Origin of the sequence: Arcobacter roscoffensis, assembly GCF_024267655.1 — a bacterium.
Lineage (GTDB): Bacteria > Campylobacterota > Campylobacteria > Campylobacterales > Arcobacteraceae > Arcobacter_B > Arcobacter_B roscoffensis.
The window spans coordinates 647,732-660,815 of the sequence record NZ_CP100595.1; the positions used below are offsets into that span (position 1 = coordinate 647,732).

Annotated in this window: 14 protein-coding genes and 1 pseudogene; 8 read left to right on the forward strand and 7 right to left on the reverse strand. The window is 27.0% G+C overall.

The window, feature by feature from the left end; genetic code table 11:
- Nucleotides 1–7: 7 nt before the first annotated feature.
- Genes kwaA through NJU99_RS03170 form a run of 5 tightly spaced genes read left to right on the forward strand, consistent with a single transcriptional unit; the run spans nucleotide 8 to nucleotide 6,041 of the window.
- Entirely contained in the window at nucleotides 8–589 is a 582-nt protein-coding gene (gene kwaA / locus NJU99_RS03150; RefSeq protein WP_254577289.1) for an anti-phage protein KwaA, read from the forward strand.
- Complete coding sequence (gene kwaB / locus NJU99_RS03155) at nucleotides 589–1,554, forward strand: anti-phage protein KwaB (protein ID WP_254577290.1); 966 nt, start codon at nucleotides 589–591, stop codon at nucleotides 1,552–1,554. The genes kwaA and kwaB overlap by 1 nt, the downstream gene beginning before the upstream one ends.
- Nucleotides 1,555–1,563: 9 nt before the next feature.
- Entirely contained in the window at nucleotides 1,564–2,487 is a 924-nt protein-coding gene (locus NJU99_RS03160; protein ID WP_254577291.1) for a hypothetical protein, read from the forward strand.
- Entirely contained in the window at nucleotides 2,480–5,626 is a 3,147-nt protein-coding gene (locus NJU99_RS03165) for a type I restriction endonuclease subunit R (protein WP_254577292.1), read from the forward strand. The genes NJU99_RS03160 and NJU99_RS03165 overlap by 8 nt, the downstream gene beginning before the upstream one ends.
- 31 nt (nucleotides 5,627–5,657) lie before the next feature.
- Entirely contained in the window at nucleotides 5,658–6,041 is a 384-nt protein-coding gene (locus NJU99_RS03170) for a gamma-glutamylcyclotransferase family protein (protein WP_254577293.1), read from the forward strand.
- Between the two features lie 10 nt (nucleotides 6,042–6,051).
- Here NJU99_RS03170 and NJU99_RS03175 read toward each other — a convergent pair whose 3' ends face one another.
- A complete protein-coding gene (locus tag NJU99_RS03175) occupies nucleotides 6,052–6,306 on the reverse strand; it encodes a helix-turn-helix domain-containing protein (protein ID WP_346731816.1) in 255 nt (84 codons plus the stop codon).
- A 78-nt stretch (nucleotides 6,307–6,384) separates the two neighbouring features.
- Between NJU99_RS03175 and NJU99_RS03180 the strand changes: the two genes are divergently transcribed.
- Nucleotides 6,385–7,008: a hypothetical protein gene (locus NJU99_RS03180; RefSeq protein ID WP_254577294.1), complete on the forward strand. Its 624-nt coding sequence runs from the start codon at nucleotides 6,385–6,387 to the stop codon at nucleotides 7,006–7,008.
- An 89-nt stretch (nucleotides 7,009–7,097) separates the two neighbouring features.
- Nucleotides 7,098–7,850, forward strand: coding sequence for a ribonuclease H family protein (locus tag NJU99_RS03185; RefSeq protein WP_254577295.1), 753 nt, complete (start codon nucleotides 7,098–7,100; stop codon nucleotides 7,848–7,850).
- Nucleotides 7,851–7,892: 42 nt separating this feature from the next.
- On the opposite strand, the gene NJU99_RS03190 is transcribed toward NJU99_RS03185, so the two are convergent.
- Nucleotides 7,893–8,168 (reverse strand): hypothetical protein, encoded by a 276-nt coding sequence (locus NJU99_RS03190; RefSeq protein WP_254577296.1) that lies wholly within the window; start codon nucleotides 8,166–8,168, stop codon nucleotides 7,893–7,895.
- Between the two features lie 262 nt (nucleotides 8,169–8,430).
- Between NJU99_RS03190 and NJU99_RS03195 the strand changes: the two are divergent.
- Nucleotides 8,431–8,658 (forward strand): annotated as a pseudogene (locus NJU99_RS03195) (HNH endonuclease); the annotation flags it as partial.
- Between the two features lie 24 nt (nucleotides 8,659–8,682).
- On the opposite strand, the gene NJU99_RS03200 reads toward NJU99_RS03195, so the two are convergent.
- The 5 genes from NJU99_RS03200 to hisH form a co-directional block, all read right to left on the reverse strand.
- Nucleotides 8,683–10,536, reverse strand: coding sequence for a GGDEF domain-containing protein (locus NJU99_RS03200; RefSeq protein ID WP_254577298.1), 1,854 nt, complete (start codon nucleotides 10,534–10,536; stop codon nucleotides 8,683–8,685).
- Nucleotides 10,537–10,666: 130 nt separating this feature from the next.
- Entirely contained in the window at nucleotides 10,667–10,834 is a 168-nt protein-coding gene (gene ypmT / locus NJU99_RS14990; protein ID WP_429726345.1) for a protein YpmT, read from the reverse strand.
- A 9-nt stretch (nucleotides 10,835–10,843) separates the two neighbouring features.
- Nucleotides 10,844–11,557: a 1-(5-phosphoribosyl)-5-[(5-phosphoribosylamino)methylideneamino]imidazole-4-carboxamide isomerase gene (gene hisA / locus NJU99_RS03205; protein ID WP_254577299.1), complete on the reverse strand. Its 714-nt coding sequence runs from the start codon at nucleotides 11,555–11,557 to the stop codon at nucleotides 10,844–10,846.
- A 37-nt stretch (nucleotides 11,558–11,594) separates the two neighbouring features.
- Nucleotides 11,595–12,443, reverse strand: a complete 849-nt coding sequence (locus tag NJU99_RS03210; RefSeq protein ID WP_254577300.1) for a TIGR01777 family oxidoreductase — start codon at nucleotides 12,441–12,443, stop codon at nucleotides 11,595–11,597.
- A gap of 23 nt (nucleotides 12,444–12,466) precedes the next feature.
- Nucleotides 12,467–13,075 (reverse strand): imidazole glycerol phosphate synthase subunit HisH, encoded by a 609-nt coding sequence (gene hisH / locus NJU99_RS03215; RefSeq protein WP_254577301.1) that lies wholly within the window; start codon nucleotides 13,073–13,075, stop codon nucleotides 12,467–12,469.
- Nucleotides 13,076–13,084: the final 9 nt, after the last annotated feature.

Sequence of the window (13,084 nt, forward strand, 5' to 3'; positions counted from 1 at the left end):
GTAGATAATGAATGATAATTTTAGAAAAATCAATTTATACATATTGTCACTAGGGCTTTTATTTGCATTTTTCATTATTATTACTATTAAATTTCCTGATGACTGTTTCAATATTAAAGATTTAGAAGATTGGAAAGATATTCTATTATCAAATATCATCCCAATCATTTGCCTAGTTATGCTTTCTTACAGTTTATTTGCATATAAAAAATTTGAATTTGATTTAAAAGGAACTACAAGTATTCCATTTGAAGTAACAAAAGTTGAAAGTATTAATTATGAACACTTAACTTTTTTAGCAACATATATTATTCCATTAATAAGTTTTGATTTCGGAAGTATAAGACAGATGATTGTTTTAGGGGTATTACTCATTGTAATGGGTGTGATATATATAAAAACAGATTTATTTTATGCAAATCCATCATTAGCATTACTAGGGTTTTTTATCTATAAAGCTAATGGTTCTTTTAAAAATGGAGATAGAGAAAATATAGTGATTATCAGTCGTGAAAAAATAATACTTGGGCAGAAAGTATCATATATAAAGCTTGATGATAGAATTTATTATGCAAAAGGAGCAAATTAGTGAATGAGCAAGAATTAAAGGATGAAGTGCAATTTTTTGATGATAATTTTGATGAAATAGGTGTTTCAATTTATGCAATGTTAAAAAATGAATCAAACCCCGTAAAACTTGATATAGAGGGGGAAGCTCTTGTAGGACTAAAAACATTATTTTTTGATAGTGTTAGAAAAACAGTTATTGATAATGAAGAACTTTCTATTTTAAATTTATCAACATCAGATGAAAGAGTTGATGCTGTTTATCTTTACGATGTAGATATTCCTGATGAATTAGCTTGTGTTAACAATGTTATAACTACAGATGATTTACCTTTAATGAATATATCCGATACAAGTTTATTAGATGTGCAAGCATTGCTAATAGAAATAGGAAACAATGAAAGTCAAATGGTCTTATATAAAACTATGGCTTCTATTAACATTTATGGTCGAGCTAACTTCTTTTTGAAAAAAAGTGAAACACGATTAACTCAAATTGATGATGAATTTTTAAGAGTAAGTCCAAACTTTCAATTAATGAAAGTTAATGACAATCTATTTGTACTTGACTTAAAAAGTCTTGAAAAAAACTTTGGCTTTCATGAAGTTATTAAAAGAGAAGCAACTGTAGGACTTACTGCAATTGAAGAGATGCTTTTAGTAGAGAACACTGAAGTTTTACATGAACTGATAGATGATGTAAAATATGCGAGGAAGTTTACAAAAGTAGCCAAATCATCTCCTGTAATCAGAGCAAACATTCCAAATCAAAATATAATAAACTTTTGTAAAGCTTTTCCTAGATTAGTTGGAAAGATTAGATTTAATCAAGGTGAAGATAAAATCTTACTAGATACAAAAGTCTCTAAAGACTTATTTATAAAAGTTTTAATGGATGATTTCTTAACATCTGAACTTACAAAGTTTCATTATGAAAGTGTTGCAAAAGATGGAGTAGAAGAAAACGATGGAGAAGAAGAGAGTTAATATAATAATATGAAAAAAGATAATGTAAAGGAAAAACTAGAGATACACTACTATCTTACTGATGGTAGTCATTCAATGAATGCTTTTGTAAGAAATAAAGCTGAGAAAGATCTTCTTGATTCACTAAGAAAGATTGGTGAGTTACTTGACAATGAATTAGATATTGAAACAGAAACTTATCAGGAAGGCGGACTTGTTGAATGGTTAGCTATTGGAGTTCCTGTATTACATTATTTATCACCATCTATTAACAATATTATTACTCACTACTTTACAAAAAATGCAGATTTAGAAGAATTAGATAAAAAAATAAAAGAAGAAACATTAACAAATCTCCAACTGGACAACATATCTAAAATAAAAGATATTGAAAGAGATATAGATAATAAATTAGATAACAAACTTGTACAAAAATATGTTTCTAATTTTTATAAGAGAATTAACGATTATAAAAAAGTTGAAAAGATTGGTTTTAAAGATATAGAAAACAATTCTGAAGAGTTGATTGTCTATAGACAATATTTTAAAAACTTTATTTTAGAAGATAATGTAACTCTTGAAGAAGATGATGACGCTATGATTGAAATCATTTCTCCTGTATTAAAAGAAGGTAAATACAACTGGAGAGGGAAGTATAAAGGTGACAAAGTTGATTTTAGTATGGGAGATACTAAGTTTAAGCAAGAAGTTATTGAAGGGAAACATACTTTTTTAAATGGCTCACTTATCTCTTGTCATTTACAGATAAAAACTACTTTTGATGAATTTGGAGATGAAAAACGAAAGAGTTATTCAGTTCAAAAGGTTTATGGAACTCAAGAGTTAGAGTTAGGAGAATTAAAACTTCGGGAGAGTGGTAAAAAAAAGAAACAAGATAAATGGTTTAATGAACATTGCCCAAGTTTATTTGATGAAAAGAGTAATAATGAATAAATTTACAGAAGAAAAACTAGAACTAGCATTTATAGAGTTACTTGATAAGCAAGATATAAAACATCAAAGTGGTAAAGATATCCAAAGAGATGAAAGTGAAGTCTTAATAAAAGAAGATTTAAAAGAGTATCTATCCTCAAGATATAAATCTGATAATATAACAGATAGTGAAATTACTCAAATTATCAGAAAACTAGAATCATACCCTGTAAGTGACCTTTACGATACAAACAAATCTATTATGAAGTTAGTATCAGATGGTTTTATCTTTAAAAGAGAAGTTACTTCTAAAAAAGATATTCATATCCAATTTATAAACTATGATAATGTATCTAAAAACAATTTTAAAATAGTAAATCAACTTGAAATAGTTGGCTACGAAAAAAGAATCCCTGATGGCATACTGTATATAAATGGTATACCATTAGTGGTGTTTGAATTTAAAAGTGCTATAAGAGAAGAAGCAACTATTCATGATGCTTTTATACAACTTACCACAAGATATAGAAGAGATATACCTGAACTTTTTAAATACAATGCTTTTTGTATCATAAGTGATGGAGTAAATAATAAAGCAGGTTCATTTTTTGCACCTTATGAGTTTTTCTACTCTTGGAGAAAAATTACAGGAAATGAAATTGATGTAGATGGTATTGCATCTATGCACTCTATGATTCAAGGGATGTTTGATAAAGAGAGATTAGTTGATATTATTCACAACTTTATCTATATGCCTGACAAATCTAAAAAAGAAGAAAAGATAGTATGTCGTTATCCTCAATACTATGCTACAAGAAAACTCTATGAAAATATAAAACTACATCAAAAACCACATGGTGATGGGAAAGGTGGTACATACTTTGGTGCTACTGGTTGTGGTAAAAGTTTTACTATGCTTTATTTAACTCGTATGCTTATGAAAAGTGTAGATTTCTCAAGTCCAACAATCATACTTATTACAGATAGAACAGATCTAGATTCACAATTAAGTCAACAATTTGGAAATGCAAAAGGTTTTGTAGGTGATGATGGAATAGTAAGTGTTGAAAGTAGAGAAGATTTAAGAGAAAGATTAAAAGGTAGAGAAAGTGGTGGTGTATTTTTAACTACTATACATAAGTTTACAGAAGACTTAGAAATCTTGAGTGAAAGAATAAATATCATCTGTATATCCGATGAAGCACATAGAAGTCAGATAAACTTAGACCAAAAAGTTAAGACTACAAAAGATGGTGTGAAAAAAACTTATGGTTTTGCAAAGTATCTGCATGACTCACTACCAAACGCTACTTATGTAGGTTTTACTGGTACACCTATTGATGCTACACTAGATGTATTTGGAGATGTAGTTGATAGCTATACAATGACAGAATCAGTTAGAGATGAAATTACTGTAAGAATAGTATATGAGGGAAGAGCAGCTAAAGTTCTACTTGATAATAAAAAACTAGATGATATAGAAAAATACTATGATGAATGTGCAAAAGCTGGAGCAAATGAACATCAAATAGAAGATAGTAAAAAATCAATGTCTAGTATGAGTAAAATACTTGGAGATCCTGATAGAATAAAAGCTTTAGCTAAAGACTTTATAGAACATTATGAAAAAAGAGTAAGTGAGGGAGCTACATTAAAAGGTAAAGCTATGTTTGTATCTAGTAGTAGACTAATAGCTTATTCATTTTTTAAAGAGTTAATAGCTTTAAGACCTGATTGGAATGAAAAAATAGTTTGTGATGAGGGTATTGAACTTTGTGAGAAAGAGAAAAAAGAGATACTTCCTCTTGAAAAAGTTAAGATGATAATGACTCGAAATAAAGATGATGAAAAAGAGTTGTGGGATATGCTTGGAACTAAAGATTATAGAAAAACTCTTGATACTCAATTTAAAAATGAAAAATCAAACTTTAAAATAGCAATAGTTGTTGATATGTGGCTAACTGGATTTGATGTTCCATTCTTAGATACTATCTATATTGATAAACCAATACAACAACACAATCTTATTCAAACTATCTCAAGAGTAAATAGAAAGTTTGAGGGAAAAGAAAAGGGTCTTGTAGTTGATTATATAGGTATTAAAACAGCCATGAATAAAGCTTTAAAACAATTTTCACAAATAGATAGTAAAAACTTTGAAGATATAAAAGCATCTATAGTGGTTGTAAAAGATCAATTAGATTTACTTGCTAAACTATTCCATAAGTTTGATGCAGAGCCTTATTTTAAAGGCAGTGCTACCGAACAATTAGATTGTTTAAATAGAGCTAGTGAATATGTACAACTTACAAAAGAGCTTGAAACTAGATTTATGTATATTGTTAAAAGACTAAAATCTGCTTATGATATCTGTTGTGGTAGTGAAGAGTTTATTCAAAGTGAAAAAGACCATATTCATTTTTATTTAGCAATTAGAAGTATAGTAGTAAAACTAACAAAAGGTGATGCACCTGACACAACACAAATGAATGCAAAAGTAAAAGAAATGATAACAGAAGCACTTAAAAGTGATGGTGTTGAAGAGATATTTAAACTAGGAAGTGAAGATGAAGCACAGGTTGATATTTTTGATGAAGATTATATCAATAAGATAAATAAAATTAAATTACCAAATACAAAGATAAAACTACTTCAACAGTTACTCTCACGTGCACTTGAAGACTTTAAAAAAGTAAACAAAGTAAAAGCAGTAGATTTTAGTAAGAAATTTACAGCACTTGTAGATAAATACAATGAAAGAAAAGAAGAAGATGTCCTTCTTAGTGAAGTCCTAGAGGACTTTACTGATGAGATTATTGACTTGTATCATGATCTACAGAAGGAAAAAGAGTCTTTTGGAGACATGGGTATAGACTTTGAAGAAAAAGCCTTTTATGACATCTTAAAAGCTATTGCTATTAAATTTGATTTTTCTTATCCCGAAGATAAACTAATTGAGCTTTCTAAGGAAGTAAAAAAAGTAGTAGATGATAAAACTAAATATACTGATTGGAATGTAAGGGATGATATTAAAGCTGAACTAAAAGTTGATCTCATTATGCTTTTAGCTAAACATGGATATCCCCCAATTACAAAAGATGAAGTATTTAAAGAGATATTTGAACAAGCAGAGAATTTTAAAAAATATAAAAGCAGCTAGTAGATATTTATTTTATATGTTAGGAATAAAAATGAAAAAACAATACATCTTTGTATATGGAACACTAAAAAAGTTTTTTTCAAATCATCATTTTATTGAAAATGAAAAATATATTGATGATGCAATAACTATTGAAAAATATGCAATGTATCCAGTAAAAGGGAATGCTTTTCCTTTTGTAATTAATAGTGAATCAATTAACTATATAAGAGGTGAAGTCTATGAAATTACTTCTAGGGATACTTTGAGACAAATAGATTATTTAGAAGGTTATCCTGAACTATATTTAAAAGAAGTTGTAAAAGTAAAACTTTTAGATGAAACTATTTTAGATGTATTAATGTATTTTAAGAATGAATCAAATCATATTGATGCTATAGATAAGAGTAAAACTAGTTTAGATGAATGGTTATAGCTTTTTAAATCTATATATCTTTAAAAAAATCAGTAATATTAACATCTAATACATCAGCTATCTTAATAAGATGTTCAATATTAAAATGTTTGTTTTGTAGGCATAATTCACAATTAGAAATAATACCAACAGATTTATGTCCAATCGCAATTGCTAAGCTTAATTGACTTATACCTTTTTCTTTTCTAATTTTTTTTACATTTTTTCCTATTTTTTTATATAACTCTTTTATGTCATCTTTAGAAATTTCACAGTTTTTTATCAATATTCATACCTATAGTTAGTTTTTTCTAAGTATAATTCTTATAAAATATTTTGACAACTACCTATAGTTAGGCAAGATATGAATATATATAATAAAGAAATAAAAGAGTTAGAAATAAAAGTATTAGAAAAAGTAAAAAATAAACTTTTATTAATTGTAGAATCAAAAATAAGATCAAATTCAAAAGCTTTTATTGAGTTAAAAAATTTAATTAATAATATTAGTTCAGAAATATTTCTTTTAAAACAAGATGCAGATGGTGAGAGTTTAAAAGAAAATAGTATTGTTAAAATTAATACTTCAACTTTAAATCAATTATTCTCATTAAAAGTAAAACTTCAAATTAATACAATTGCAGAATTATTAGATTTATTAGTCAATAATTATGATGAACTATTTCTTATTGATTCATTGATTAAAATTAAACCTTATAGTTTAGATAGAAACAAAGCAAAAGATTTAAATGAAACTGATTTTTATATTTGTACTCAAGAAAATGATCTAAATTCTCATTCAATAAATAATACAACTAAAATACTTTATAAACTTGATGACTTGGTTATTTATGACAACAAAGAGTATTTGGATTTAAATGCATTTAAAACATACACTTTTGATAATGAAACTTTTAATATTTCACCTATGTATACTTTACAAGATATTGATTTATTTATTTTTATTTGGAATAAAAAGTTAATTTAGCTTTAGTGAGTTGAAAATATTACACAATGAAATGAATTTTAATATTAGTCTTTATTTTTTATATAATTATTTTATAAATAAGGATTAAAATGAAAACTAACACTTTTTTTATATCAGATGCATCATATTGTAGCTTAACAAAAATAGCAGTAATAGCTTCTCTTTGTCCAATAAGAAATATTCAAAAAACACTTACACTGAAAAATATTGATTCAGTGAATAAAGCAGAAACTTTGGCTGTTTTGCTTAGTATAAAATTAGCAATAAAGTATAAAATAAAAAATGCAGTGTTTATCTATGATAACAATTCAGTTGATAGATTATTAATTGAAAATATATTCCAAAGCTCATTTGATTGTATCCAACTTTTATGGGTTAAAAGAGACTTAATTAAATCTGTAGATAAGCTAGCAAGAGATACTTTTAGAGAATTAGTCTTTCCAGTAGAAAGAACGGAAAAATCTTTAAAAAATAGTATAGTAAATATATTTAAACAATATGATGATAATCTGAAAATTAAGGCTGCTATGAAAATTGCAAATAAAAAAGAATATAAAGTATTAGAAACATTTTTAAATAATAGATATAGACTAGAGTCTTTGCATGAAGTAAAGTTAAAAAATACAGGATTAATGAAATTTGTATATCAAACATTAAGTGATGAGAAAAAAAAGAAGTTTTATTCTTATTTAGAAAAGGTTGTTCCAAAAGTGAAAACTACCAAGCAGTTTAAACAGTATCAAAAATATGAAGTTCTTTATACATATATAGAAAATATTAAAGAAAAAGTTTTTTTATATAATCCATTTAAAAATGTAAAAAATACTGCTTCAATATCATAAATAATTAACGTGTATATGTTTAAATGATTTAAAAAATAGCAATTATGATTTTTTAATTATTTTATAATCTAGTTCTAATCCCTTAGAAGTTTGAATATAACCATTAATTATTATTTCATTTCTGTGAACTTTATTATGACATGATTCACATAATCCTACTAAGTTAGCTTTATGATTAACTCTAACATGTCCAATAAAACCATTTTCATCAGCATGTTGTTGTTCTAGAATATGATGTGTATGATCAGCAAGATTAGAACATTCATTTATTTCACAAAAAATTACTACTTTTTTTGAATTATATTTGCTTTTTTGCACTTTTTACCTTTTTCATATTATGAGGGGATTATTTTAGTATAGCAATCCTTTGAGTTTTTTTATATTTTTATTATCTTGTCTTAAATTCAATATTTTTTTTATTGTACTTTTTATGAAATAATTTAAATATTAAATTTGAGTAATTATTGTATTTAGTTTATAAAAATTAATTGTACTTTATATTATTAAAGAAAATTAGTGAAACAATTATATAAAGGAACTTGTAGTGGAATTGTACTAATTTTTTTCAAACATAATATTTTGCGTGATTTGTGGCAAGCCTTGCGATGATGTACACCATATAAAAGAACAAGCTAGAGCAAATAAAGATGGCTTTATTGAGCATATAAATGCAAATCATAAATACAATCTAATACCTCTTTGTAAAGAACACCATAAAATGGTGCATGATGGAAGAATCAATGTAAATGGATTCGTTGCAACATCAAATGGTTTAGAACTTCACTATACAGATGCAAGTGAAAAGTAGACTTCTTAAAAAGTCTACTTTTATCTAATAACTACTTTTTTCACCATTTTTTAGTATATCTTTTGTAAATCTAATTACTTTATTTCTACCTGTTTCTTTTGCTTCATATAAACAAAGGTCAGCATATTTTATACATTTCCAGAATTGATCTGTATCTCTTGGGAAGAAAGAGTATCCTATACTTACAGTTTTACTAAAAGATTCATTGTTAAAAGTAAATACAATTTTAGAAAACTCTTGATTAATTCTATTTGCTAATTCTTGAGCACTCTCTTCTGTAGGGTTTCTCATAATAATTAAGAACTCCTCACCACCAAATCTTATAATAAATTCATCATTTGTAATATTTTCTTGCATAGTCTTTGATAATTTTTGCAAGATTGCATCACCTGCATCATGACCATAAGTGTCATTAATCATTTTGAAGTAATCAATATCTAAGAACATTACCACATAAGTAGTATCTTGCGCTAACTCTTTTGGCATTGTTTTCTCTACAAATTCATCAAGATATTTTCTATTATAAAGACCAGTTAATCCATCTACTAAGTTTCTTTGTCTTAGAACATCCATTAACATTCTACTTTCTAAGATAGGTTTTGTCTCTTCTAAATATTTTTTTATAATACCAATTTGATATTTATTATGTTTTATACAAGCTTCATCCTCACATAAAATATGAATAGTAATAGATTTTTGATCATTTATTACAAAAGGTATACATATATATTCTTTATTACTTTTGCAACTTGCAACTCTACATATCTCAGGAAAGTTCTCTGAACATATAATATTAGAAGTTCTTTCTGCTCTACATAACTCTTTTATATCTTTTTTCAAATTACAACAAGGTTTCTTATCTTTTGGGCCATATATTATTTTTCTTTCATCTTTTTGTATGTCATTTTCAAAGATATAAAAATCTTTGATTTTTAGTTTATTTGAAAGAACTTGAATTAATCTATAGTAAATATCATCTTTTGTTAAATCAGTTTCAATTGTCTTTTTATAGTTGTAAATTTCTGAAATATCTTCAATTATTTCTTTTGCTGTAAGAAGTTTGTCATTATTTAAATTAGATGATCTATTATGTACAAAAGCAGTTAAGTTTCTCTCAATTCCTGTTAGTACAGTTTCTAACTTTTCAATAATCTCATTTAGCCACATAAAGGCCTCTTTATCTTCTTTTAGAATTCCCTCAGGTGCTCTTACTGAATAGTTACCTTCATGTACCTTTTTTAAAGTCTTTGTAATTGAATCAAAAGAAGTAGTATAAGGTTTTATTTTTCTACTAATAAAAATCAGAATAAAAATCAAAAATAATACAACTATAGCAATAATATTAAGAAGAATAGCAATATTTGATAGTCTATCTTCATGTATGTCAAACTTTATTGATATTGCTCCTAAAACTTCTCCTTCTTTTGCATTGTGACAGCTTAAACAGTTTGGTTTATCCATAGCGGATGCAATATATGGAATGGTTATTCTAAGTGATGCTTCTTGTAAGCTTTCATCAATAATAACTTCTTCTTTTCCTGTTCTTAAAACCTTTTTATCTATATCATCTCTTGGAAGTTCATTAGTTGCTTCTGTGCCAAACTGTTCTGTTACTTTTGGAGATCTTGTAACCCATAATTCATTTAATTCTACCATTCTTTCTAAGCTATCTAAAAAAACATCTCTTTGATGCATATTTCCATTTACCATATGGGAAGTTAAACTATTTTTAACAATTTCAGCAGTTAAATAAGCTCTTTTTTTAGCCCCCTCATATCCACTTTCCCTTGAGCCTATGGCAACAAGTGCAACAATAATAAGTGTTAAAAGTGTAACCATTGAAAATATTATAAGAGTTATCTTTTTGTTTGAATTCATATGTTTTCCTAGCTTATTAAGATTATTTTTAAATATATTAACATAAATAATTTAATTAAGTCTTTATTTTAAGCATAAAATTATGTTTTTATTGTTATTTCATGATTATAGCTTTTATTAATAATTTTATTTATTTTGATTTGATGTTTTTATCTTTTAATGTTTTGAGAATATTTCTAATAAGTAGTATTGCAAAGAAAAAAGCAATACTTGTATTTATATAAAAGCCTTGCATATTTTCATCTTGATAGAAGGTATATGCTAAGGCTGAAAAAAGTAGCGTGATTATTAAACACATAGCTATATGTTAGTTTTCTAAGGCTTTAAATCCCTCTTCTAAGTCAAGTGTTCCCTCATAGAATGCTTTTCCTACAATTACACCTGCAACATTTCCATTTGCTTTACAGTTTGTGATATCATTGATGTCTTTTACTCCACCACTTGCAATAGTATCAACTCCTGAAGCTAATGCAATTGATTCAGTAAACTCGACATTTACTCCACAAAGCATACCATCTTTAGAAATGTCAGTACAAATGATAGCTTCAACACCTGCATTTGCAAACTCTTTTGCTAAATCAGTTGCTCTCATAGTTGAAACTTCTGCCCAACCTTCAACAGCTACCATTCCATTCATAGCATCAATACCAACAGCTATAGGATATTTTGCTGCCATATCTTTTACAAATTGTGGATCTTTTACAGCAATTGAACCTAAAATTAATCTGTCAATTCCAAGTTCAACATACATTTTGATAGTCTCTTCATCTCTGATTCCACCACCAACTTCGATTTTTAGATTACAATTTTCTTTGATTTTTTTGATTTGCTCTAAATTTGCTGGTTCTCCTGCAAATGCACCATTTAAATCCACTACATGAACCCATTTAGAACCTAATTCTTCAAATCTTTTTGCAACTTGCCAAGGCTCATCTGAATAGATTTTTGCACTATCCATAAGTCCTTTACTTAATCTTACAGCTTTCCCGTCTTTTAAATCAATCGCTGGTAAAATATCCATACTTTTAATGTCTCCTATTTTTAATTCTTCTTTTCTTTTAGCATAAATTATCTATTGTTTCATTAATAGTTTTGTACTTAAATTCAAAACCTAAATCCATAAGGTTTTTAGGAATAGCACTTTGTCCATCTGTTAGAACCTTTGCCCCTTCACTAAATATTATATTTAAAACAAATTCAGGTACTGGAAGTATAGTAGGTCTTTTTAGTGTTTTTCCTAAAGCAAGAGTTAAACCTCTATTTGTTGTTGGAGTAGGGGCTGTTAAATTGAAAACATCTTCATGATTATTTTCAATTACAAATTTATATGCATTTAATAAGTCTTCAATGTGAATAAAGCTAAAGGCTTGTTTCCCACTTCCAATAACTCCACCAAGACCAAGTTTAAAAGGTGTTATCATCTTTTCTAGTGCACCACCATCTTTTCCTAAGACTATACCGAATCTAAAGATGGATACTTTTGTATCTTCACTTTTTGCCTTTAAAGCTTCTTCTTCCCAATCCTCAGCTAATTTTCCTAAAAAATCTTCTGTATGTGTACCATTTTCATCATATGTTTGTTTATTATCATAAATTCCAACAGCTGAAGTTGAGATAAGTTGTGAAGGTTTATTTTCAACTGTATTTATTGCTTCAACTATTGCTTTTGTTGTATCAATTCTACTTGTGTAAAGTAGCTTTTTATAACTTTCACTCCATCTATTGATGATATTAGCACCTGCAAGATTTATCACTATATCACTTTGATTTATAATCTCTTGTAGTCTTTGTTGATTTGATAAGTCACCTCTTGCAATTGGCAATACTTTATAACCTAGGTCTGTAAAATATCTTTTAAGATTTGTTCCTACAAATCCACTTGATCCTGTAATTGCTATTGTTTTCATTTGTGACTCCTTTTATATAAATACTATTTTATTTTTATAAAGTTTTCTAAAATCTTAATACCATTATCATGAGATTTTTCTGGATGTGGTTGAAATCCATAAACATTATCTTTATTCACAGCACTTGCAAACTCATATCCATAAATTGTTTTACCAATTATATTTTCTTCTTTCGTTTGTGCGTGATAAGAGTGAACAAAATATAAATATGGGTTTTCAAGTCCTTCAAATAAAGAGTGTTCTTTATTTATAATTGTATTCCATCCCATATGAGGTATTTTTATATCCTCATGCATTTTTGATTTATCAAACTTTACAACTTCTCCATCTATTAAACCAAGACCTTCTGTGTGACCAAACTCTTGTGAACTTTCAAATAGAAGCTGCATACCTAAACAAATACCAATCATTGGTTTTCCAGTTTTAGAAAACTCATAAATTGCTTCTTTCATACCTGTTTCATTTAGATGTTCCATTGCATCAGCAAAAGCACCAACACCTGGTAATATTACTCTATCAAAATTCTTTAGTTCATTTGGGTCTTTAACAATTGAAGCTTTTGCATCTATTAGATGACAAGCATTATAAACACTTGCTAAATTTCCCATGTTATAATCAATAATTCCTATCATATATACCCT

Coding starts and splice junctions, on each gene's coding strand:
- kwaA (WP_254577289.1), top strand. CDS start 8: ATGAATGATAATTTTAGAAAAATCAATTTATACATATTGTCACTAGGG.
- NJU99_RS03160 (WP_254577291.1), top strand. CDS start 1,564: ATGAAAAAAGATAATGTAAAGGAAAAACTAGAGATACACTACTATCTT.
- NJU99_RS03165 (WP_254577292.1), top strand. CDS start 2,480: ATGAATAAATTTACAGAAGAAAAACTAGAACTAGCATTTATAGAGTTA.
- NJU99_RS03170 (WP_254577293.1), top strand. CDS start 5,658: ATGAAAAAACAATACATCTTTGTATATGGAACACTAAAAAAGTTTTTT.
- NJU99_RS03180 (WP_254577294.1), top strand. CDS start 6,385: ATGAATATATATAATAAAGAAATAAAAGAGTTAGAAATAAAAGTATTA.
- NJU99_RS03185 (WP_254577295.1), top strand. CDS start 7,098: ATGAAAACTAACACTTTTTTTATATCAGATGCATCATATTGTAGCTTA.
- NJU99_RS03200 (WP_254577298.1), bottom strand. CDS start 10,536: ATGAATTCAAACAAAAAGATAACTCTTATAATATTTTCAATGGTTACA.
- ypmT (WP_429726345.1), bottom strand. CDS start 10,834: ATGTGTTTAATAATCACGCTACTTTTTTCAGCCTTAGCATATACCTTC.
- hisA (WP_254577299.1), bottom strand. CDS start 11,557: ATGGATATTTTACCAGCGATTGATTTAAAAGACGGGAAAGCTGTAAGA.
- NJU99_RS03210 (WP_254577300.1), bottom strand. CDS start 12,443: ATGAAAACAATAGCAATTACAGGATCAAGTGGATTTGTAGGAACAAAT.
- hisH (WP_254577301.1), bottom strand. CDS start 13,075: ATGATAGGAATTATTGATTATAACATGGGAAATTTAGCAAGTGTTTAT.